This window comes from Kineosporia succinea (assembly GCF_030811555.1).
Taxonomy (GTDB): domain Bacteria; phylum Actinomycetota; class Actinomycetes; order Actinomycetales; family Kineosporiaceae; genus Kineosporia; species Kineosporia succinea.
On sequence record NZ_JAUSQZ010000001.1, the window covers coordinates 2,776,902 to 2,798,464 of the forward strand.

At 69.4% G+C, this 21,563-nt stretch carries 20 protein-coding genes; 15 read left to right on the forward strand and 5 right to left on the reverse strand.

Features of this window, described 5'->3' with window-relative positions:
- The first annotated feature begins 134 nt into the window (after nt 1-134).
- The 10 genes from J2S57_RS12120 (at nt 135) to purM (ending at nt 10,639) form a co-directional block, all read left to right on the forward strand.
- On the forward strand, nt 135-1,157 hold the full coding sequence (locus tag J2S57_RS12120; RefSeq protein WP_307241714.1) for a sugar ABC transporter substrate-binding protein: 1,023 nt from the start codon (nt 135-137) through the stop codon (nt 1,155-1,157).
- A 4-nt stretch (nt 1,158-1,161) separates the two neighbouring features.
- Nucleotides 1,162-2,154, forward strand: coding sequence for an ABC transporter permease (locus J2S57_RS12125; protein WP_307241716.1), 993 nt, complete (start codon nt 1,162-1,164; stop codon nt 2,152-2,154).
- Complete coding sequence (locus J2S57_RS12130) at nt 2,151-2,939, forward strand: ATP-binding cassette domain-containing protein (protein ID WP_307241718.1); 789 nt, start codon at nt 2,151-2,153, stop codon at nt 2,937-2,939. The genes J2S57_RS12125 and J2S57_RS12130 overlap by 4 nt, the downstream gene beginning before the upstream one ends.
- 71 nt (nt 2,940-3,010) lie before the next feature.
- Complete coding sequence (locus J2S57_RS12135) at nt 3,011-3,784, forward strand: class I SAM-dependent methyltransferase (protein WP_307241720.1); 774 nt, start codon at nt 3,011-3,013, stop codon at nt 3,782-3,784.
- A gap of 102 nt (nt 3,785-3,886) precedes the next feature.
- Nucleotides 3,887-5,326, forward strand: a complete 1,440-nt coding sequence (locus J2S57_RS12140) for a DUF1800 domain-containing protein (RefSeq protein WP_307241722.1) — start codon at nt 3,887-3,889, stop codon at nt 5,324-5,326.
- A gap of 158 nt (nt 5,327-5,484) precedes the next feature.
- A complete protein-coding gene (locus tag J2S57_RS12145; protein ID WP_307241724.1) occupies nt 5,485-6,765 on the forward strand; it encodes a DUF1501 domain-containing protein in 1,281 nt (426 codons plus the stop codon).
- Between the two features lie 305 nt (nt 6,766-7,070).
- Nucleotides 7,071-7,457, forward strand: a complete 387-nt coding sequence (locus J2S57_RS12150) for a sterol carrier family protein (protein ID WP_370882629.1) — start codon at nt 7,071-7,073, stop codon at nt 7,455-7,457.
- A 16-nt stretch (nt 7,458-7,473) separates the two neighbouring features.
- Nucleotides 7,474-7,797 carry a hypothetical protein gene (locus J2S57_RS12155; protein ID WP_307241729.1) on the forward strand — a complete coding sequence of 108 codons (324 nt, stop codon included), beginning with the start codon at nt 7,474-7,476 and terminating at the stop codon, nt 7,795-7,797.
- Between the two features lie 97 nt (nt 7,798-7,894).
- Nucleotides 7,895-9,466, forward strand: coding sequence for an amidophosphoribosyltransferase (purF, locus tag J2S57_RS12160; RefSeq protein WP_307241732.1), 1,572 nt, complete (start codon nt 7,895-7,897; stop codon nt 9,464-9,466).
- A gap of 51 nt (nt 9,467-9,517) precedes the next feature.
- Nucleotides 9,518-10,639 carry a phosphoribosylformylglycinamidine cyclo-ligase gene (purM, locus tag J2S57_RS12165; protein WP_307241733.1) on the forward strand — a complete coding sequence of 374 codons (1,122 nt, stop codon included), beginning with the start codon at nt 9,518-9,520 and terminating at the stop codon, nt 10,637-10,639.
- Between the two features lie 245 nt (nt 10,640-10,884).
- Here the strand turns inward: purM and J2S57_RS12170 are convergent, their stop codons facing one another.
- On the reverse strand, nt 10,885-11,094 hold the full coding sequence (locus tag J2S57_RS12170; protein ID WP_307241735.1) for a DUF3073 domain-containing protein: 210 nt from the start codon (nt 11,092-11,094) through the stop codon (nt 10,885-10,887).
- Nucleotides 11,095-11,958: 864 nt separating this feature from the next.
- On the opposite strand from J2S57_RS12170, the gene bldC reads away from it, so the two are divergent.
- On the forward strand, nt 11,959-12,168 hold the full coding sequence (gene bldC, locus J2S57_RS12175) for a developmental transcriptional regulator BldC (RefSeq protein WP_052533586.1): 210 nt from the start codon (nt 11,959-11,961) through the stop codon (nt 12,166-12,168).
- A 401-nt stretch (nt 12,169-12,569) separates the two neighbouring features.
- Here bldC and J2S57_RS12180 read toward each other — a convergent pair whose 3' ends face one another.
- The gene (locus tag J2S57_RS12180; protein ID WP_307241738.1) at nt 12,570-13,241 is read right to left on the reverse strand and encodes a hypothetical protein; all 672 of its coding nucleotides are present in this window, start codon (nt 13,239-13,241) and stop codon (nt 12,570-12,572) included.
- A 680-nt stretch (nt 13,242-13,921) separates the two neighbouring features.
- Nucleotides 13,922-14,158, reverse strand: coding sequence for a hypothetical protein (locus J2S57_RS12185; RefSeq protein WP_307241740.1), 237 nt, complete (start codon nt 14,156-14,158; stop codon nt 13,922-13,924).
- 315 nt (nt 14,159-14,473) lie between these two features.
- On the opposite strand from J2S57_RS12185, the gene J2S57_RS12190 reads away from it, so the two are divergent.
- The 4 genes from J2S57_RS12190 (at nt 14,474) to J2S57_RS12205 (ending at nt 17,904) form a co-directional block, all read left to right on the forward strand.
- Entirely contained in the window at nt 14,474-15,001 is a 528-nt protein-coding gene (locus J2S57_RS12190) for a DinB family protein (RefSeq protein ID WP_307241742.1), read from the forward strand.
- A 108-nt stretch (nt 15,002-15,109) separates the two neighbouring features.
- The gene (locus J2S57_RS12195) at nt 15,110-15,628 is read left to right on the forward strand and encodes a hypothetical protein (protein WP_307241744.1); all 519 of its coding nucleotides are present in this window, start codon (nt 15,110-15,112) and stop codon (nt 15,626-15,628) included.
- Nucleotides 15,629-15,868: 240 nt separating this feature from the next.
- Nucleotides 15,869-17,272, forward strand: a complete 1,404-nt coding sequence (locus J2S57_RS12200) for a sensor histidine kinase (protein WP_307241746.1) — start codon at nt 15,869-15,871, stop codon at nt 17,270-17,272.
- Nucleotides 17,269-17,904, forward strand: a complete 636-nt coding sequence (locus tag J2S57_RS12205; RefSeq protein WP_307241748.1) for a response regulator — start codon at nt 17,269-17,271, stop codon at nt 17,902-17,904. Before J2S57_RS12200 ends, J2S57_RS12205 begins: the two co-directional genes overlap by 4 nt.
- Here J2S57_RS12205 and J2S57_RS12210 read toward each other — a convergent pair.
- Nucleotides 17,901-19,763: a prolyl oligopeptidase family serine peptidase gene (locus J2S57_RS12210; protein ID WP_307241751.1), complete on the reverse strand. Its 1,863-nt coding sequence runs from the start codon at nt 19,761-19,763 to the stop codon at nt 17,901-17,903. The genes J2S57_RS12205 and J2S57_RS12210 overlap by 4 nt on opposite strands.
- Entirely contained in the window at nt 19,760-21,532 is a 1,773-nt protein-coding gene (locus J2S57_RS12215) for an N-acetylglutaminylglutamine amidotransferase (RefSeq protein WP_307241753.1), read from the reverse strand. Before J2S57_RS12215 ends, J2S57_RS12210 begins: the two co-directional genes overlap by 4 nt.
- Nucleotides 21,533-21,563: the final 31 nt, after the last annotated feature.

Below are 21,563 nucleotides of genomic sequence, written 5' to 3' on the forward strand. Positions count from 1 at the left end.
CTGGCGCCCAGCGGTGACCGGGCGGTTACCGAATCCACAGATCTGACGTAACTTTGTCAGGGTTGATCCAGGATCCGACAAGGATGTCGGGCGCCTGTTCGCGGGTGGCCGGCACTGATCGTCAGGAGCCGCCCGTGAAACGTCCCGTCCGGCTGGTCGCCGTCGCGCTGGCCGCCTCCGCCCTCGTTCTGGCCGCCTGCTCCGGTGGCAACGACGGTCGTCCGATCATCGGGCTCATCACCAAGACCGACACCAACCCGTTCTTCGTCACGATGAAGAAGGGCGCGCAGGAGCAGGCCACGAAAGACGGCATCGACCTGCGCACGTTCGCGGGCCGCATCGACGGCGACAACGAGTCGCAGGTGACGGCCATCGAGAACCTGATGGCCCTGGGTGCCGAGGGCTTCATGATCACCCCGAACGATTCGCGCGCCATCGTGCCCGCGATCGAGCGGGCCAAGGAGGCCGGGCTGGCCGTGATCGCGCTCGACACCCAGCTCGATCCGGCCGACGCCGCCGATTCCACCTACGCCACCGACAACTTCGAGGCCGGGAGACTCGTGGGGGAGTGGGCCCGGGCCAAGGTGGGTGAAGACGCGCGCATCGCCTTCCTCGACCTGACGCCCGACCAGGTCTCCGTCGACGTGCAGCGTGACCAGGGCTTCATGGAGGGCTTCGGCATCGACACCGGCGACCCGAACCGCATCGGTGACGAGGACGACCCGCGCATCTCCGGCCACGACGTCACCGACGGGGCCGCCGAGGGCGGGCGCACGGCGATGGAGAACCTGCTGCAGCGCGACCCCGGCATCACCCTCGTCTACACGATCAACGAGCCGGCCGCGGCGGGTGCCTACGAGGCGCTGAAGGCGGCGGGCAAGGCCGAGACGGTCACTCTGGTCTCGGTCGACGGTGGCTGCCCGGGCGTGCAGAGCGTGAAAGACGGCCAGCTGGGCGCCACCTCGCAGCAGTACCCGCTGAAGATGGCCGCCTCCGGGGTCACCGCCATCGCCGAGTTCGAGAAGACCGGCCAGAAACCGGGCAACCCCGGGGGCCAGGACTTCACCGACACCGGGGTCACCCTGATCACCGACGATCCGCAGCCCGGCGTGGACTCGGAAGACACCACGTTCGGCACCGAGAACTGCTGGGGGTAGGGGCATGACCACAGGTTTCGAAGAGTCGCGGCAAGACCGGATCCAGCACGCGCTGCACCGTCGGCCCACCCTCGGCCCCCTGGCCGTGCTGGTTCTGGCCGTGATCGTGTTCTCGATCATCAACACCCGGTTCCTCAATCCGGAGAACCTCAGCCTGGTGCTGCAGCAGGTCACCGTGATCGCGCTGCTCGCGCTCGGGCAGACCCTGATCATCCTGACCGCGGGCATCGACCTGTCGGCCGGGGCGATCGCCGTGTTCTCGTCGATCCTGATGGCGAACCTGGCCTACGACGCGGGTTCTCCCGGCCTGCTCGCCATCGTGGCCGGCCTGGCCTTCGGCACCGGAATGGGCGCGGTCAACGGCTTCCTGGTCACGAGGATCAAGCTCCCGCCCTTCATCGTCACCCTCGGAACGCTGTCCATCTTCTTCGCCCTGAACTCGGTCGTCTCCAACAGCGAGACCGTGCGCGGCACCGACATGCCCGCGATCATGACCTGGACCGGCGAGACCATCCCGATCGGCAGCTTCCGCCTCACCTACGGCTCGATCATCATGCTGCTGCTGTTCGGGCTGTTCTTCTACCTGCTCGCGCACACCGCCTGGGGCAAGCACGTGCGGGCCACCGGTGACGACGCCGAGGCCGCCCGGCTGGCCGGTATCCGCACCGGACGTGTGCTTCTCAGCGTCTACACGGTGGCCGGGGCGATCTACGGGGTGGCCGCCTGGGTGCTCATGGGCCGTCTGGCGAGTGCCGACCCGAACGTCGGCACCGACTACAACCTCGACTCGATCACGGCCGTGGTGCTCGGTGGCACCAGCCTTTTCGGTGGTCGCGGCGGGGTGGTGGGCACCCTGGTCGGTGCGCTGATCGTCGGTGTTTTCCGTAACGGGCTGGTGCTGGCCGGGGTTCAGGTGGTCTGGCAGGGCTTCGCGGTCGGCCTGCTGGTGCTGCTCGCGGTCACGATCGACCAATGGATCCGGAAGGTGAGGGCATGAGGGTGGAGATGTCGGACCGGCAGCCGGTGATGCGGGCACGGGGACTGGTCAAGCGCTACGGCCGGGTCACCGCGCTGGACGGTTCCGACCTGGAGCTGTACCCGGGCGAGATCCTGGCGGTGATCGGCGACAACGGGGCGGGCAAGTCCAGCCTGATCAAGGCGCTGTCGGGTGCGCTGGTGCCGGACAGCGGCGAGATCTGGCTGGAGGGCGAGCCGGTGCACTTCCGCACCCCGATGGACGCGCGCGAGGCCGGCATCGAGACGGTCTACCAGACGCTGGCCGTGGCCCCGGGGCTGAACATCGCCGACAACCTGTTCCTGGGGCGGGAGCGGCGCCGTCCGGGGCCGCTCGGCTCGGTGCTGCGCATGCTCGACCACCAGCACATGCGATCGGAGGCCCGGCGGCACATGAGCGAGCTCGGCATCGCGACCCTGCAGGACATCGGTCAGGCGGTCGAAAGCCTTTCCGGTGGGCAGAGACAGGGTGTGGCGGTGGCCCGGTCGGCGGCCTTCGGCAGCAAGGTGGTGATTCTCGACGAGCCCACGGCCGCTCTCGGGGTGAAGGAGGGCAACCGGGTGCTGCAGCTGATCCGCGACGTGCGCGACCGGGGCCTGCCGGTGATCCTGATCAGTCACAACATGCCGCACGTGTTCGAGGTCGCCGACCGCATCCACGTGCAGCGCCTGGGGCGTCGCGTCGCCGTCGTCACTCCGTCGTCGCACTCGATGTCCGACACGGTGGCGATCATGACCGGCGCCGCCCCGCCTCCACCCGTCGAATAGGGCACCACTGGCGGTCTCCCTGCAGCTTCGGCGCCTCGAGCGGTCGGGCCCGGCATCCGTAGGGTGTCGGCATGACGTGGGAACAGCAGCGGGTCTCGTTCGGCGCCAACGCGTCCACCTACGACAGCATGCGGCCGGGGTGGCCCGCCGACACAGCGCGCTGGCTCACCGGAGACGCCGAAGGTGCGCTCGACGTCCTCGATCTGGGGGCCGGTACCGGAAAGCTCACGAGCACCCTGGTCGAGCTGGGGCACCGCGTCACCGCGGTCGAGCCCGACGAGGGCATGCTGGCGGTGCTGAGCGCGAAGCTGCCCGGGGCGGAAGCGAGAGCGGGCTCGGCCGAGCGGATCCCGCTGCCCGACGGCAGCGTCGACGTGGTCACGGTGGCCCAGGCCTGGCACTGGATGGAGCAACCGGCGGCGGCGCTCGAGGTCGCGCGCGTGCTGCGGCCGGGCGGGCTGCTGGCCGTGGCCTGGCACCAGCGCGACGTCTCGGTGCCCTGGGTGGGCGCGCTGAACGACGTGGCCGGCGGCCCCGAGTGGACCGAGACCGGCGGCGACCCGAACGCGCCGCGCCGTCAGGTGCACGCCGGGCACACCAAGATCGAGCTGCCCACGCAGTACGCGGCCCTCGAGGCCGCCACCTTCACCTACACGCTGCACATCCCGCCCGCGGCCCTGGCCGACCTGGCCTCGAGCTGGTCGTACGTGGCCACCCGGCCCGACCGTGACGAGGTGCTGCAGCGTATCCGGGAGCTGGGCGAACGGGTGGCCGCCGAGCAGGGCACGCCCGATCTCCTCGGTCTTCCCCACCTGACCCACGCCTACCGGGCCCGTACGCACTGACGCGACCCCACTGGGGGCACCTCCCCAGGCCGAAGGTCCAGGGGGACCACCATCGGCCAGTGAGGGCAACCACCCGGGCGGCCCATCAGGCACCCCGGACGGATGCCGACAGGCACGCCGATGGACGCCCAGACCCTGCTTCTCCTGCGCCGGGCCAGCTATGGCCCGACCCCCGCGCTGCTGACCGAGGCCGACCGACTCGGGGCCCGGGCCTGGCTGGAACGTCAGCTCGCCCCGGCCTCGATCAAGGACGCCTACACGGACGGCGTGCTCAAGCGCTTTCCCCGGGTGACCTGGCCGATCGCCAAGGTCCGCCAGCAGTTCGCGGACGACTTCGGCACCTGGGCGGTGATGATGGACCTCACCCGCGCCACTCTGGTGCGGGCGATCTGGAGCGAACGCCAGCTGTTCGAGCTGATGGTCGAGTTCTGGTCCAACCACCTGAACGTGACCTGCCCGTCAGGCGACGTGTGGGACTCCCGAGCCGACTACGACCGGGTGGTGCGCAAGCACGCCCTGGGCAGGTTCGCCGACCTGCTGGTGGAGGCGAGCCTGCACCCGGCGATGCAGGCCTACCTCGACAACGCCTCGTCCACCAAGGAGCACCCGAACGAGAACCAGGGCCGTGAGCTGCTGGAACTGCACACGGTCGGGGTCGCCACGGGCTACAGCGAAGACGACGTGAAGAACAGTGCCCGCATTCTCACCGGCCTCGGCACCGACGGGACGGGCGAGGCCACCTACCGTGCGAACCGGCACTGGACCGGGCCGGTGCAGGTGCTCGACTTCAGCGACCCAAACGAGAGTGCCTCCGGTGGAAAGGATCTCGCGGTCCGCTACCTGAACCACCTGGCGCGGCACGAGAACACGGCCCGGCAGATCGCGACCAAGCTGTGCCTGCGCTTCGTCAGCGACAACCCGCCCGAGTCGCTGGTGTCCCGCCTGACCTCGATCTACCTGGAGGGTGACACCGCGGTCGTGCCGATGCTGCGAGAACTGTTCACCAGCCGGGAGTTCGCGACCTCGGCGGGGCAGAAGGTGCGGCGCCCGTACGAAGACCTGGTCGCCACGGTGCGCATTCTCGGGCTGAAGGCTGACACCTCCGGTACCAAGGGCATCGAGAACCTGCACTGGATGGTTCTCGACATGGGCCAGGCCCCGCTGTACTGGGGGCCGCCGAACGGGTACCCGGACGTGGCCGCCGCCTGGCAGTCCCCGGCCGGCACCCTGGCCCGCTGGAACGCGCACCAGAACGTGGTGGAGCGCTGGTCGGTGAAAACCCTGACCGGTCCCGCGATCACGACGCTGATCCCGAAACCCCGGCCGGCCACGCACGGGGCGCTGATCGACGCGCTCTCGCAGCGCCTGCTGCAGCAGAGGGCCACCGCGGCACAGCAGAAGGCGATCTGCGACTTCCTCACCGACCGCTGGAACAAGATCGCGCCGTCCACCCCGCTGAAGAGCGACAGTGTGGCGCTCACCTGGCGGTTCGCGCACGTGGTGGGTCTGTTGCTCGACTCCCCGGCGCACGCGTTGCGGTAAATGGGGGACGTTGCGGTCGCCTCCGGCTCTCGGCTCAAGTTCCCGGGGCGAGGGCCGACCGGGGGCTGGAAGTTGAGCCCGCTGACCACATCCTGCCGCCTGACGACGACCCGATGCCCGGCCCGCCCGGCCCGACGCCCTGAGGACTTCACGCCTGCATGAGCACCTCTGACTGCCTCTGCCCCTCTTCGTCCGGTCTTTCCCGTCGTACGCTGCTGAGGGGTCTGGCCTCGGTCGGTGCCCTGGGTGGCGTGCTGACGGCCGTGGAGGGGTTCAGCGGCCAGTACGCCTTCGCCGCCTCGCCCGCCGCCTACAACGGTGACGTGCTCGTGGTGCTCTCGCTGCGCGGAGGTTTCGACGGCCTGAACGCGATCGTGCCCGTGGGTGACCCGGGCTACCTCGAGGCCCGCCCGACCATCGGCATCCAGGAGCGCTCGCTGATCCCGGCCGGCGGCATCTTCGGCCTGCACCCGGCGCTGAAGCCGCTGAAGAAGTTCTGGGACGCGGGCACTTTCGGGGCGGTGCACGCCGTCGGCCAGGACAACCCGACGCGGTCGCACTTCCAGGCCATGCAGGAGCTGGAGCGGGCCGCGCCCGGTTCCAGCCTGCGCACCGGCTGGCTCGACCGCACGCTCGGCAGCCGGGCGCGGGGCACGGTGTTCCAGGCGTCGCAGGTCGGCTCGGCCGACGTGTCGTTGTCACTGGCCGGGCCCAACCCGGAAATGGCTCTCTCCAGCGTGGACTCGTTCCGGATCGGCGCCGCGGCCGACACCGCGGAAGACCGGGCCCGGTGGACGAAGGCGCTGTCCGGCCTGCACGCCGGCGCTCCCTCCGCGATCGCCGCCCCGGCCGCCGCCACCCTGAGCGCGACCGCCACCACGGCGAAGATGGGGGCGTACAAGCCCGCGAACGGCGCTGTCTACCCGAAGAACTCGGCCGTCGGCGACTCCCTGCGTGACGTGGCCCGCATGATCAAGGCCGGGGTCGGTCTGCAGGTCGCCTGCGTCGACGAGGGGGACTGGGACATGCACGCCGGGATGGGCACCGCCGACAAGGGGTGGATGCATGACCACCTGAACGACCTGGCACTGGCCCTGGCCGCTTTCGCCACCGACCTGGGCTCCCGGTTCCGCAAGGTGACCGTCGTGACGCTGTCCGAGTTCGGCCGCCGGGTGGGCGAGAACGGTTCGGGCGGAGTGGATCACGGGCACGGCAACGCGGTGCTGCTGCTCGGTGGGGGCGTGAACGGCGGCAAGGTGCACGGTCGCTGGCCCGGCCTCTCGTCGTCGCAGCTGGTCGACGGAGACCTGGCCGGCACCACCGACTACCGTGCCGTGCTGGGGGAGATCCTGCAGAAACGGTGCGGCGCGGGGTCGCTGACGGGGATCTTCCCGGGCTTCAAGGGCGCGCCGGCGATGGGACTGGTCAAGGCGGGCTGAACCGGGGCTGGGCCCGGGATGAATCGGGACTGGGCCGGGTCTGAATCGGGACTGGGCCGGGGCGGGCCTGAATCGGGACTGGGCCGGGGCGGGCCTGAATCGGGACTGGGCCGGAGCGGCCCTGAATCGGGACTGGGCCGGGGGTGGGCCTGAATCGGGACTGCGCCGGGCCTGAATCGGGCCGGGGCGGTGCGGGGGCGTTCATGGGCCTCAACCTTTGGCCCGGTGCGCCGTGTTCTCCCCGGGTGGGTGGGCCTTGTCCGGCGCTGAACCGAGAGCCCGCCGCCCGGCATGATGGTCACGTGGTGGTCAGACGACGCAAGATCGACATCGACGTGGGCCGCGGCGCCCTGCGGGACTGGGCGTCCGATCCCGCGGGTGCCGCGCGTCCCACCTTGGCCGACGCGGTCAGGTTCACGCTCGAGGAACTGGCGGAACGGGCCCCGGGCCCGACCACCGAGGTACGGGTCCCGCCGTTCGGGGCCGTGCAGTGCATGGACGGGCCGCGCCACACCCGGGGCACCCCGCCCAACGTCGTCGAGACCGACGCGCAGACCTGGCTGGAACTCGTCACCGGGCGGCTGACCTGGGCCGACGCCGCCTACAACGGGCGCGTGCGGGCCAGCGGCCAGCGCGCCGACCTGTCCGGGTTGCTGCCCTTGGGCGGACTGCCCGGCACCGCCCCCGGTTAGTCGGTACCGTCGTGGAGTGGCCGAGAGCAAGGAACTCACCGTGAGCCCCGTCGACGACGAGCACACCGCACCTGCCGAGGACCCGGGCGAGCCCGACAGCCCGAGAACTCCCGAAGGCCCGGCTTCGTACCGGTTGCGCCGGGCGCCTCGTTACCGGGCGTTCGGATTCACAGGCGGTTTCCTCGGCCTGGTCGTGGGGATCGTGCTGGCGCTGTCGTTCGATGCCGCCGGCAACTACTCGGCGCAGACCATTCTGGGCTATTTCATGGCCATTTTCGGGCTCGTCGGCGCTCTGCTGGGAGCCGGTGTGGCAGTTCTGCTCGACCGTCGCAAAGACTGAATCCCGAGGTCATGGCCAGGGCGCCGCGCCGTGAGGGGCCAGGTCCGACCTTCCGGCCGATGCTGCGACCTCCTCCGGATGTGCGACACTCGACGACGTGGCGCGCGGCGACGGACGGCTTTCGCACGAACTGCTCCCCGGCGAGAAGGGCCCGCAAGATGCTTGCGGAGTCTTCGGAGTCTGGGCCCCCGGTGAAGAAGTGGCGAAACTGGCCTATTACGGCCTGTACGCACTTCAGCACCGCGGTCAGGAAGCAGCGGGCATTGCTGTCAGCAACGGCAAACAACTACTGGTCTACAAGGACATCGGCCTGGTCTCCCAGGTCTTCGACGAGACCTCTCTCGAATCCCTCCGTGGGCACATCGCGGTCGGTCATGCCCGCTACAGCACCACCGGCGGCTCGACCTGGCAGAACGCGCAGCCCACGCTGGGCGACACGGCGGCCGGCACGGTGGCCCTGGCCCACAACGGCAACCTGGTCAACGGCCACGAGCTGCGTGAGCTGGTCGAGGAGCGTTACGGCGAGCCCGACCGCGGCGAGATCCAGCAGGGCAACACCACCGACACCGCCCTGGTCACGGCTCTCCTGCAGGGTGATCCCGACCACACCCTCGAGGCGACCGCCCTGGAGGTGCTCCCGCACCTGCGCGGCGCCTTCAGCTTCGTCTTCATGGACGAGCACACCCTCTACGGTGCGCGTGACGCCAACGGTGTCCGCCCGCTGGTGATCGGCAAGCTCGAGACCGGCTGGGTCATCGCCAGCGAGACCGCCGCCCTCGACATCGTGGGTGCAGCGTTCGTGCGCGAGGTCGAGCCCGGCGAGTTCATCGCGATCGACTCCGAGGGCCTGCGGTCGAAGCGCTTCGCCGAGGCGAAGCCGACCGGCTGCATCTTCGAGTACGTCTACCTGGCCCGGCCCGACACCACCATCAACGGCAAGGTCGTGCACGAGGCCCGGGTCGACATGGGCCGCAAGCTGGCCGTGGAGCACCCGGTCGACGCCGACCTGGTCATCCCCGTCCCGGAGTCCGGCACGCCGGCCGCGGTCGGTTACGCCCAGGAGTCGGGCATCCCGTTCAGCCAGGGCCTGGTGAAGAACGCCTACGTCGGGCGCACCTTCATCCAGCCCAGCCAGACGATCCGCCAGCTGGGCATCCGGCTGAAGCTGAACCCGCTGAAGAACGTGATCAAGGGCAAGCGCCTGGTCGTGGTCGACGACTCGATCGTGCGCGGCAACACCCAGCGGGCCCTGGTCCGCATGCTGCGTGAGGCCGGCGCCGCCGAGATCCACGTGCGCATCTCCTCGGCCCCGGTCACCTGGCCCTGCTTCTACGGCATCGACTTCGCCAGCCGGGCCGAGCTGATCGCCAACGGTCTCGGGCTCGAGGAGATCCGCGCCAGCATCGGCGCCGACACCCTGGGCTACATCTCCCTCGACGGCATGGTCGCGGCCACCGAGCAGAAGCGTGAGCGGCTCTGCACCGCCTGCTTCACCGGTGAGTACCCGATCGAGCTGCCCGACTCCGAGCACCTGGGCAAGCACGCCCTGGAGCAGTCGCAGCTGCCGCTCGGCCTGGAGATCACCCCGCGCCCGGCCGGGCACCGTGACGCCGAGGGCGTGTCCACCGGGATGTCCGGTGGCGCCGTCGACGCTCTCACCCGTCCCTGAGACCGGTCTGCACACACGGCCTGTCCGCATTTCTTGAGTAGGGTGATCTCTGTGGCTTCAGCCGAGCCGGTTTCCCCGGCCCTGACCTATGCCTCTGCCGGTGTCGACACCGAAGCGGGTGACCGCGCGGTCGAGTTGATGAAGGCCTCCGTCAAGCGCACGCACGGCCCCGAGGTCCTCGGTGGCCTGGGTGGCTTCGCCGGGCTCTACGACGCGAGCTTCCTCACGTCGTACCGCCGGCCGCTGCTGGCGACCAGCACCGACGGTGTGGGCACCAAGATCGGCATCGCGCGGGCGCTCGACGTCCACGACACGATCGGCATCGACCTGGTCGGCATGGTGGTCGACGACATCGTTGTGTGCGGCGCCCGTCCGCTCTTCATGACCGACTACATCGCCGTCGGCAAGGTCGTGCCCGAGCGCATCGCCGCGATCGTCAGCGGCATCGCCAAGGGCTGTGAGCTGTCCGGCACGGCCCTGGTCGGCGGTGAGACGGCCGAGCATCCCGGTCTGATGGCCCCCGACGAGTACGACGTGGCCGGCGCCGCGACCGGCGTGGTCGAGGCCGACGCGATGATCTCGCCCGACCGCGTGCGTCCCGGTGACGTGGTCATCGGCCTGCCCTCGTCGGGTATCCACTCCAACGGCTACTCGCTCGTGCGCGGGGTGCTCAAGCAGGCCGGCTGGTCGCTCGAGCGGGACGTGCCCGAGCTGGGCCGCACCATCGGCGAGGAACTGCTCGAGCCCACCCGGATCTACACGCTCGACGTGCTGGCCGCGGTCGAGGCGCTCGGCACCGAGCTGCACGCTGTGTCACACGTCACGGGCGGCGGCCTGGCCGCCAACCTGGCCCGGGTCCTCCCGGCGGGCACCAGCGCCGTGCTCGACCGCTCCACCTGGAGCCCGCAGCCGGTGTTCGGTCTGCTGACCCGGCTCGGATCGGTGCCCCGGGCGGACGCCGAGGGCACGTTCAACCTGGGCGTCGGCATGGTGCTCGTGGTCGACGCGGCAGCGGTCAACCGCACCCTGGAGCTCTTCGCCGGCCGCAACCTGGCGGCCTGGGTGCTCGGTGAGGTCGGGAAGCACGACGGTACGGCCACTGAGGGCAGCGTGCAGGGCACCAAGGGTGTCGATGGTGGTTCGGTGCGCCTGGTCGGGGAGTACCGCGCCTGAGGCGCTGGTGGGCCGACATGAACCGCTCGAGGGCACGGCAAACGGCGGACCCGGCAGGTGTAGCTGCTGGGTCCGCCGTGAGCACGGAAACGACTCGGCACTTCTTCGTGACGGGCCGGCATGCATCTAGCTCTTGCTCGCCGCCCGGCCTGAACTGCCGTGCGGTGGATGACGATGTTCGACCGGAGTCACCTTGACAGACTTGGTCCCCGGTACCCGTGGGGCACCGGGGACCAAGTCTTCAGTCAATGATGACGACCGTTCGATGCCCAATCGGCGTACTCGTCGTACTCATCGTCGTCTCGACCGGCATCCGTGTCCTCGACAGGCATGCTCGGCCGGCGATCATGAGTGCCGAGCTCTTGCTGCAAGGCGTCATAGTCGGTGCTGGGGCTGAAGTACTTCAGCTCCCTCGCGACCTTCGTCTGCTTGGCCTTCTGACGGCCGCGCCCCATGGCGTCGACCCCCTTAAACGTCGACCCGGCGCAGGCGCACATGGCGCGGCCCCGGAGTGGTCATCAGTCTCTCGTGACGCCAAACGCTACATCGTCTGGTGCGGTTCCGGCATCCCGGTTGGAACGGCTGACCCGACCAGGGGGTAGCCGTAACCCGTTTGCCGACCGCGGTCTTACGGGATCCATCCTACGTGCAACCTGCGTGCGGCGCTTACCCCGCCGCTCCGGGAGACATTTTCCGGACCCCGGAATGCCCCTGTGTGCAGTGGCCGGTCTCACATGACGGTCACGGGAACCAATGATGCGGCCCGCGTGGTTTGATAGCTATGTCCCAATCGTAGGTAACACGCCCGTGAAGAATTTTCGCGATCGCCGGGGGGTCGGCTCGTGGTCACGAGGGATGGACCGGGAGTAGGCGTCACTGTGAGATACGACCTCACTCAGAAGTCGTACCGTGACGCTTCGTCCTCATCAGATCTGAGAATATGGATCTGGGTGCTTCGGGGGTGCTCCACACAGTGATGGCTGGTTTAGTGGGGCACGCGCCGTCCTCGAGGGGGTTTGATGTGTTCTGGGCGATACCGCATGGTCCGATTGAGGGTCATACATCCGGTGTTCGGCGGGCACATCGGCTATCGAGGGAGTGCTCACGAGAGCGAAGGTTAGAACCGACCCGCGAGGCGTGTCGGATGGGCCACATTCGTGGTTCGATCACTGTAAGGTGCCATGCCGTGACCGTACGTACACAACCAACGTCATGCTTCCTCCTGATGGGGGATCATCCGTCTGGATTGTTCCCGCGACGTGTCCTAACAAGGCACGATGTCGGAAGCCGGGGTATCCGCCCCGTTCATGGAGGCTGACATGACCACCCGATCGCCCGACGCCGAGCCGCTGCTGACACCGGCTGAGGTTGCCGCGCTATTCCGTGTCGATCCGAAGACCGTCACCCGGTGGGCGAAGGCCGGCAAGCTCTCTTCGATCCGAACGCTTGGTGGCCATCGCCGCTACCGCGAGTCGGAAGTTCGGGCTTTGCTTGCTGGAATCCCACAGCAGAGGCTCGACGAGGACTGAGTTCCTGACGACCCGAAATCCGTGACCGCCGAGGCCCACCGTGGCCTCGGCGGTTTTCGGCTTTCCAGGATCAGACTAGTGGAAAACACCCAACTATGGTGAGTTTTTGATCGTGGTTGACCGAGTTCGCCGCAACTGCAACGCAGTCGGGCGGGCTCATGGTGACTTCCGCAGCCATCAGGGCGGGTTCTGCGCTCACAAAGCACGAGGGGCCACCAATGACACCGATTGGTGTCACTAGCGGCCTCTGACGGCTTCGTGCGCGTTGCCCGCGAGAACAGGCGCCTGGATCAGGATTCGCCGGGTGCTGAGGACATCGCTGGCCAAAAGTGGCCGACGATGCGATGAGTGCTGACCTCATCAGGGCGCTGATCCGGAGCACCGACCGCGGAACGCTGATCTCAGAACAGCACCGGCAGGTTCGACGGATCGGCCAGTGCCTTCGCCGCCGAGGTCAGTGAGGTCACCGTGATCGACGTGCTGTTCGACGGCGATGACTTGCTGGTCGTCGATTCCGCCGAGGCGCTCGAAGAGCTCGGTGCTTCTGAGACCTCGGGTTCCGGTGACTCCGAGACCTCGGGCTCGGACGGCTTCGGCGAAGGACTGGTCGCGGGCGGCTTCTCGGACGTCGACGGTTTCGGCGACGTCGAGTTGCCCGGCTTCGGTGAGGTCGACGTCTTCGGCGGGTCGGGCGACTCTTCCGGTTCGTCGTCCGGGTCGTCGGGCTCTCCGGGGTCGTCGTCCGCGCCGTCGTCGGGCTTCGACGGCTTGCCGGGATCCTCGTCGGCCGTGGTGGTGGTGACCACCGTGTTGCCGTGCGAGTCGGTGGTCGTGGTGGTCACGATCCGGCCCGGCGTGTCGTCGTCTGCGGCCAGGGCGCCGTTCTTCGTCGGTGAACCGGTGGGCGAGGTGGTCGGGGCCTCGGACTCGTCGAGCGTGGCGTAGGGCGCGGCCGGCATCTGGGTGCCGTCGGCGATGTTGACCGCCGGGTCTTTCACCGAGTCGGCCGGGGAGTTCAGGTGCCCGCCGGTGACAGCCCAGGCGGGAAGCGCCACGACGACTGCCACTGCCACGCCCCCGATGATGGGACGGCGCAGCAACAGGGGGCGCGGAGCCCGGTGCCTACCGACGTACCTCATGTCTCGCTCTCGTCTGCCGGAGCCCGCCGGCTCCGTGCGATGTCTCTGATCAGCCCGGATGGTTCGGCGAAGCCCGCCTCGTCCGGTTCACGACCACAGGTGCACTATGCTGTACATCGGACTGTGCCTCGTCTGTGTTACCCACCGGACGCTAACAGGCAGTTCCCCGATCGAGCGATCCCGATGCGAACCAGTGGGCATCTTTACCCGCTCGGGCCTCTCGCGTCACTCGTCGTGCACTCCCCGTTCCGTGATCCGCATCCAGCTTGATGCAGAGCGGTCGTCCGTGGGAGCAGTTCGGGAGATTGATAAGCCCCGGATAGGCCTTATTTGAGCTAATCCGCCTCAGGGTTCCCGAGGGTACGCAGAAGCCACAGGTTCGACGACCGTTCGGCGATGAATCGGGCGACCAGTGGTTCATCGGGCACCGGCGTGGGTACGGGTGGGCGCGGCGCGCGGCGCGAAAGAGGCGCCCGGTGGTGCGGTGTCCGGATCGGGTGCGCCGTGTGCCGAGGTCCCGATGGCTGCTGGTTCCGGATGGCTGTCGCACCGGAACCAGGCCCGGGCATGACGGAGGCCGGCCACGTCTCCGTAGCCGGCCTCTGCCGGTGGTCTCAGTTCTGCAGGATGCAGCGAGCGTTCACGACCTCGACGCACTCGCCGTAGCGATCGCTGAGGTGACGCTCGATCGAGGCGACGGTGGCGCTGTCGCTGACATCGACCTGCGTGCTGCGGGTGAACCGGCTGGAAGGAATCGTGACCTTGAGCTCGAACCGGCCACGCTCCAGAACAGTGCCCGGGGTCACCGGGATGAACCGAACATGGTCAGCGGTGGTGAGGTTCTCAATCATGGGAAAACAACGATCCTGAACGTAGTGCCTTTCGTGATACGTGCTGGCACTTCGCCGTGCGAGCACCCGTATCACAACGTGACAGTGGGGGCCGTTATGCCCCCGACGAGACCCAGATTACTCCAGCTGTAGGGGCCAAAGACCCACGTACTACTGACTGTGAGTCACAGTATGCCCCGGGTAGCCGAATCCTCGAAAATCTCGGCGTTGCGCGGATGAAGCGGAAAGAAAATGACCTGATGACCTCCTACGGTGCACGCACGGAGTCGAAGAACCGGGTCCGTGACCTGACCGTCGAAGCACTGGGAGACTGAGATGTCGATCACCGAGACCCGCGTCAGCCAGGAAGCCGCCGAGCTATTGGAGACGCTCGCCGAGCGGCGTCAGTTCTTCCGGCACACCGTTCAGGGGCTCTCCGACGAGCAGGCCACGTCCCGGCCGACCGTCAGTCAGCTCACCCTGGCCGGTCTGGTGAAGCACGTCAGCGAGATGGAGGCCCAGTGGGCGCGCTTCATCGTCGAGGGCGCCGCACACATGGAACTCCCGGAGAACTGGCAGACCGATCCGGGCTTCTGGGAAGACGGCTGGAAGCTGCTGGAGGGCGAGACCCTGCAGAGCACGCTGGCCGGGTACGAGAAGGTGGCCGCGCGCACCGAGGAGGTCGTGCGGGGTCTGGCCGACCTCAATGTCTCGCACCCGCTGCCGAAGGCGCCCTGGTTCCAGCCCGATGCCTCCTGGTCGGCGCGGCGCGTTCTGCTCCACCTGATCGGTGAAACCGCCCAGCACTCTGGTCACGCCGACATCATCCGCGAGACCATTGATGGTCAAAAGACCATGGGATGAGGCATCGTCGCAGGTCAGACGGGTCTTAGTACCTCCGTCCGATAGGAACTCGAACCTGTCCTCCCCGCCAATGGGTAGCAAGCGAACAACTGCTACCAGGAGGACGACATGAAGAAGATGCTGATCATCGGTGGGGCGGCGGCCGCGGCGATCCTGCCGGCGGGGCTCGGGCTCGCGGCCAACCCCTCCCTCAGCGCGGAGCGCGCTGTCGACCAGAGCAACGTGCGGCTCGTGGAACAGGTGACCGCCACCTCCAGCCCGGATGCCACGTCGACTCCTCGCGTCACGGGCACGGCTGACGATCGTGGTCGTCGCCACGGTGGGCGCGGCGCCGATGACAATCGCAGCAGCCCCACGAACACCACCAGTTCGCCGGGGGCCACGCATCGCTCCGTCGACGACCATGGTGGACGTCGTGGTCGCGGTTCCGACGACAGTGCCACTCACCGGAGCAGCCACTCGACGACCAGCACGCCGTCGAGCACCTCCTCGAGCGGCCACGTGCGGCACGGCGGTGACGACGACGGGTCCCACCATCGCGGCCGGGGCGGCGACGACAAGGGCAGCGACGACAAGGGCAGCGACGACAAGGGCGGCCGCCACGGCGGCCACGGCAGTGACGACTGAGTGACGACGGCGAACGGCGGTGACGACCGGGGCGACGACCGGAGCGACGACGACGGGGATGAGCGCGGCGGCCGTGAAACGGACATCCGCGATGACCGGGCTGCCGGTGGTGACCAGGCCCCCCGTGGTGACCGGGCTGCCCGTGGTGACCGGGCTGCCCGTGGCGACCGGGCTGCCCGTGGCGACCGGGCTGCCCGGCACCACGACTGGGACACCGACGCGGCGGACCAAGATGTGGGCATGACCGAACCGACCGATCCCGAGCCCGAGGGTGCCGAACCGGCCTGGGTCAGCGTCACCGGCGCCGGCACGGCGCGCACCTTCGATCAGCCGCTGCACTGGGGGCGGCTGGTCGGGGGTGTCGTCGTGCTGGCGCTGCTGGTGTTCGTCGGGGTGGCGGCGGCCAGCGCGATCACGGCCCGCCGGGCGGCCGAGCGGGAAGCGGTGAACGACGCCCTGGCGATCACCGACGTGCTGGGTGAGTCGGTGATGCAGCCGGCGCTCACCGACGACCTGTTCTCCACCGACGCGACCACCCGGACGACGGCGCTCGGGAGGCTCGACACCACCGTCCGCGAACGTCTGCTGTCGGCCACGATCGTGCGGGTCAAGCTCTGGAAGCCCGACGGCACGATCGTCTACGCCGACGAACCCCAGCTCATCGGAATGCGTTTCGCGCTCGACGACGAAGAGCTCGAGGCCCTCGAGAACCCGGTCACCAAGGCCGAGATCAGCGACCTCAGCTCGCCCGAGAACCAGTTCGAGCGCGAGAACGACCGCAAGCTGCTCGAGGTCTACCGCCCGGTCTGGGCCCCGGACGGGCAGACGCTGCTGTTCGAGACCTACTCCGCCTACGACGCGGTGACGGCCCGGACCGGCGACCTCACCCGGGGTTTCGGCGGGATCACGCTCACCAGCCTGCTGCTCATGCTGGTCGCCCAGGCCCCGCTGACCTGGGCCCTCGTGGCCCGGGTGCGACGTTCGCAGCGCGATCGCGAGGCCTACCTGGCGCGCGCCGTGCAGGCCTCCGACGACGAGCGCCGCCGGATCGCGGCCACCCTGCACGACGGCGCGGTGCAGGAACTGGTCGGCAGCGCGTTCCTGGTGGCCGGGGCCGCCGACCGGGCCCGCGCCGCCGACGATCGCACCACCGCGCAACAGCTCGACCTGGCCGCGGGTTCGGTGCGCTCGAGCATCGGCGGGCTCCGCTCGCTGCTCGTCGACATCTACCCGCCGAGCCTGCGTAACGCCGGTCTACGCTCGGCGCTGACCGATCTCGCCGCCCCGCTGCGGGCCCAGGGGGTGAGCGTCGAGGTCGCCGTGCCCGACGACACCGGGCTGCCGCCGGAGAAGGAGGAGCTGATCTTCCGGGTGGCCCAGGAATGCCTGCGCAACAGCATGAAACACGCGGACGCCGAGAACGTGCAGGTCACGTTGACGGGTCCCGACGACGAAGGACGCACGGTGCTGGAGATGGTGGACGACGGGGTCGGCTTCGATCTCGGCTCGGTGGCCGGGCGGCCGGAGGAGGGGCACTTCGGTTTCCGGCTCGTCGCCGACCAGGCCTCCGCCGCCGGGGCCGAGCTGCTCGTGCGCACCGCTCCCGGTGCCGGAACCCGATGGCGACTGGAGATTTCCCGATGACCGACGTCCCCCCGTACCGGGTCCTGCTGGTCGACGACCACGCCCTGGTGCGCGCCGGGCTGAGCGCCCTGCTCGACGCCCACCCGCAGATCCAGGTGGTGGGTGAGGCGTCGGACGGTTCCCAGGTCGTCGAACTCGCCCTGAACTCCGATCCCGACGTGGTGCTCATGGACCTTTCCATGCCGGGCACCGACGGGGTGACCGCGACCCGCGAACTGCTGTCCCTGCGTCCCCAGACCCAGGTTCTGGTGCTGACCTCGTTCTCCGACCGTGACCGGGTGCGCGACGCGCTCGCGGCCGGTGCGATCGGTTACCTGCTCAAGGATTCCGACCCGCAGGACGTGGTGGCCGGCGTGATCGCGGCGGCCCGCCGGGGCTCGCCGCTCGACCCCCGGGTGGCCCGCACCCTGCTCACCGAGGGCACGGTCGGCCCGCCGCCCCCGCTGTCGCCGCGCGAGCGGGACGTGCTGCGCCTGGTCGCGAAGGGCATGGCCAACAAGCAGATCGGCCGTGCGCTCGGCATCAGCGAGCGCACGGTGAAGGTCCACCTGGGCAACGTGTTCCGGCGGATCGGCGTGCAGGACCGCACATCGGCCGCGCTCTGGGCCAAGGAGAATCTCCCTGACACCTAGGCCCTGCCCTGGAGCGACCGCTCCACCCCGAGGTGCTCGCAGGCCCAGTCCACCGTCGTACGCACGAAGGTCACCCGGTTCTGGGTGTCCAGGAGCTCGTGCCCCTCGCCCGGGAACTGCAGGAACCGGTGCGGCGCACCGCGTTCCGCCAGTGCCGTGACCACCTGCTCGGCCTCTTCGAGCGGCACGTTCGTGTCGTCGCTGCCGTGCACCACGAGCAGGGGTGCGGTGAGCCGGTCGATGCGGTGGATCGGCGAGAAGTCGCGCAGCACGGCGGCGTCGGTGTCCGGGGAGCCGTACTTCGACACCGCCGCCGCCCCGATCCACGGTTCGGTGTGCCGGTAGAAGGTCTCCAGGTCGGCCATCCCGCAGACGTCGACGCCCACCCGGAACAGGTCCGGGTACCAGGTCAGGCCGGCCAGCGTCAGGTAACCGCCGTAGGAGCGGCCCATCAGCCCCACCCGGTCCGCCTGCGAGACCCCGCTCGAGACCAGGTGTTCCACCGAGGCCGCGACGTCACGGATCGAGCCCAGCCGCCGGGCCACGTCGTCCGCCGTCTCGAAGGTGCGCCCGAACCCGGACGACCCCCGCACGTTCGGCGCGAACACCGCGACGCCCTCGGCGACCAGCGACTGGAACAGCGAGTTGTAGACCGGGCGTTCCTGCGACTCCGGCCCGCCGTGCAGGTGGATCATCGTCGGCCAGGGGGCGGGGGAGTCGGGGCGATAGAGCCAGCCGCTCAGCCCGATCCCGTCGAACGCCGCGAAACGCCGCAGCACCGGCCGGGTCAGGTCGGCCGTGTCCACCGTGGCGTAGCTGGAACCGCGGGAGCCGCGCAGCTCACCGTCGGCCCGGCTGGTCAGGGGCAGCGTGCTGCCGGTGGCCAGGTCGATGGTCCAGGCGCCGCGCGGGTCCGACCAGTCCTCGGCCGTGAGCACGAGCGTCGTGCCGTCGGCGTAGAGCCGGCAGTCGTCGACCACGTCGCGGGGCAGCGGCTCGATCCGGTCTTCCTTGCCGGACTCCAGGTCGAGGAGGCTGACCGCGTTGGTGCCGCCGAACTCGTTCCACAGCAGCACGGCCGTGGCGCCGTCGGGCGAGAGCGTCACGTTCTGGAGCTCGGCGTCCGCCCTCTGGGCCAGAAGCTCCGAGGAGCCCGAGCTCAGGCGGACCCGCACCAGCGCCGCCAGGTCACGATCGGCCTCGCTGCGTGCGTAGACGAACTGCCCGTCCGGTGACAGACCACCCAGATCGGCGAAACCGCCGCGCTCTCCGGAGACCGAGGTGTTGACCGTGAGCTCGTCCGAACCGTCCAGCGCGCAGACCGACAGGGTGCGGTAGCTGCGCGGCCCCCGGCGCAGCAGGACGCGCCCGCCCGCCACGTCCAGCAATGTCACCAGCGCACCCGACGTGATCACCGCGCGCTCCCCGGAGGACGGCGAGATCAGCACCGCCGAGGCGACCGCCCCGACCGTCTCCGTGACCATCAGACGTCCGTCGTGCGTCCACCCGTGGTGCGCCCCCGAACCCAGCCACGCCGTGGATCCCGGGCCGCCCGCGAGCTGACGCAGACCCGAGCCGTCGGGCCGCACCACCCAGATCTCGTCACGGGAGCTGCCCGCGCCGGCCACCAGGCAGGCCAGCCAGGTACCGCACGGCGACCAGCTGATCGACAGCACCCTCTCGAGCGCGATCCCGGGCCGGACCGGCTGGGCGCCAACCGGTTTGACCCAGATCGCGGGGGCTCCGCCGCGGTCGGAGATGAACGCCATCCGCTGCCCGTCGGGCGACGGCGAGGGCGACCAGCTGCCGTAGACGTCTTCCGGAACGGCCTCGGAGGACTGTTCCTCGAACTGCGTCACAGCCCGACCCGCTGGAGCCAGAGCTCGAGCAGGCCGAGCTGCCACACCACGTTCGCGCCGATCGTGGTGCGGGCGACGTTGGGATCGGCCAGCAGAGTGTTCACGACCTCGGGACGATACAGGGCGCGGTCTTTCGCTGTCTGCGACAGGAGCGCGTCGCTGACCCGGTCGAGAATCTGACCGTCCAGGTGGCGCACCCCGGGGACCGGGAAGTACCCCTTCGTCCGGTCGATCACGGCATCCGGCACCACGCCGCGCGCGGCCTCCTTCAGCACGCCCTTGCCGTGGTGGGCGAGCTTGAGCTCCGGCGGGCAGAGGGCGGCCAGCTCGACCAGCTCGTGGTCGAGGAAGGGCACCCGCGCCTCCAGCCCGAACGCCATCGTCATGTTGTCCACCCGCTTGACCGGGTCGTCCACCAGCATCACCCGGCTGTCGATGCGCAGCGCGGCGTCGAGCGTGGTCTCCGCACCCGGCGCGGCGAAGTGCTCACGCACGTAGGCGAGGCTCGGGTCGCCGGACACGTGGTACTGCGGATTGAGCAGCCCGGCCACCAGATCGCCCGGCCGGTCGAAGAACACGTCGGCGTAGGCCTCGACGGCTCGCGCACGGGGGACGCCCGCCAGCGGCGGGTACCAGTCGTACCCGGCGAACACCTCGTCCGCGCCCTGGCCCGACTGCACCACCGTGATGCTCTTCGAGACCTCTTCGGAGAGAAGGTAGAACGCGACACAGTCGTGGCTCACCATCGGCTCGCTCATCGCGCCGATCGCCCCGTCGACGCCCCGCGCCAGCCGGTCGTTCGGGATCATGATCCGGTGGTGATCGGTGCCGAACTCCCGCGCCATCAGGTCGGAGTACTCGAACTCGTCGCCGCTCTCACCGGCCACCGGGTTGAAGCCGATGCTGAACGTGGCCAGGTCTTTCTGCCCGGCCCGGGCCAGCAGCGCCACGATCAGGCTGGAGTCGAGCCCGCCGGAGAGCAGGACGCCCACCGGGACGTCGGAGACCATGCGGCGGCGGACAGCGGTGTCCAGGGTGTCGAGCACCCGATGGCGCCACTCGTCGGCACTCAGCGAAAGATCGCGCTGAGCCGGGGGATTCCAGTACAGCGAGTCGGTGAAGGAGCCGTCCGGCTCGACAACCCGCACGGTGGCGGGAGGCAGCTTGCGGACGCCGGACAGGATGGTTCGCGGGGCGGGTACCACCGAGTGCCACGAGAGGTAGTGGTGCAGGGCCACCGTGTCGATGCTCGTGTCCACGTCGCCGGCCGCGAGCAGGGCGGGCAGGGTGGAGGCGAACCGGATGCGCTGCGGGGTCTGACTCAGGTAGAGCGGTTTGATGCCCAGCCGGTCGCGGGCCATCACCAGACGGCCGGTGTCGAGCTCGTGGATCACGAACGCGAACATGCCCAGGAAGCGGTCGACGCACCGGACGCCCCAGCGGTGGTAGGCCGCCAGGATCACCTCGGTGTCGGAGGTGGAGCGGAACCGGTAGCCGTGGCCCTCCAGCTCACGCCGCAGCTCGTGGTGGTTGTAGACGCAGCCGTTGAACACCAGCGCCAGGCGCAGCTCCTCGTCGACCATCGGCTGCGACCCGGCCTCGGAGAGGTCGATGATCTTCAGCCGGTGGTGCAGGAACGCGACCGGGCCGTGCGACCAGGTGCCTTTCGAGTCCGGCCCCCGGCGTTCGAGGCAGGGCGACATCCGCCCCACGGCCTCGAGGTCAGGTACGCCCCCGTCCAGCCGGAACTCGCCACCCAAGCCGCACATGCATGAACCTCCAGAGCGCATCGCCGAACGT

Coding starts and splice junctions, on each gene's coding strand:
- J2S57_RS12145 (WP_307241724.1), top strand. CDS start 5,485: ATGAGCACCTCTGACTGCCTCTGCCCCTCTTCGTCCGGTCTTTCCCGT.
- J2S57_RS12200 (WP_307241746.1), top strand. CDS start 15,869: ATGACCGAACCGACCGATCCCGAGCCCGAGGGTGCCGAACCGGCCTGG.
- J2S57_RS12125 (WP_307241716.1), top strand. CDS start 1,162: ATGACCACAGGTTTCGAAGAGTCGCGGCAAGACCGGATCCAGCACGCG.
- J2S57_RS12195 (WP_307241744.1), top strand. CDS start 15,110: ATGAAGAAGATGCTGATCATCGGTGGGGCGGCGGCCGCGGCGATCCTG.
- J2S57_RS12130 (WP_307241718.1), top strand. CDS start 2,151: ATGAGGGTGGAGATGTCGGACCGGCAGCCGGTGATGCGGGCACGGGGA.
- J2S57_RS12140 (WP_307241722.1), top strand. CDS start 3,887: ATGCCGACAGGCACGCCGATGGACGCCCAGACCCTGCTTCTCCTGCGC.
- J2S57_RS12135 (WP_307241720.1), top strand. CDS start 3,011: ATGACGTGGGAACAGCAGCGGGTCTCGTTCGGCGCCAACGCGTCCACC.
- bldC (WP_052533586.1), top strand. CDS start 11,959: ATGACCACCCGATCGCCCGACGCCGAGCCGCTGCTGACACCGGCTGAG.
- J2S57_RS12190 (WP_307241742.1), top strand. CDS start 14,474: ATGTCGATCACCGAGACCCGCGTCAGCCAGGAAGCCGCCGAGCTATTG.
- J2S57_RS12185 (WP_307241740.1), bottom strand. CDS start 14,158: ATGATTGAGAACCTCACCACCGCTGACCATGTTCGGTTCATCCCGGTG.
- J2S57_RS12170 (WP_307241735.1), bottom strand. CDS start 11,094: ATGGGGCGCGGCCGTCAGAAGGCCAAGCAGACGAAGGTCGCGAGGGAG.
- J2S57_RS12215 (WP_307241753.1), bottom strand. CDS start 21,532: ATGTGCGGCTTGGGTGGCGAGTTCCGGCTGGACGGGGGCGTACCTGAC.
- J2S57_RS12205 (WP_307241748.1), top strand. CDS start 17,269: ATGACCGACGTCCCCCCGTACCGGGTCCTGCTGGTCGACGACCACGCC.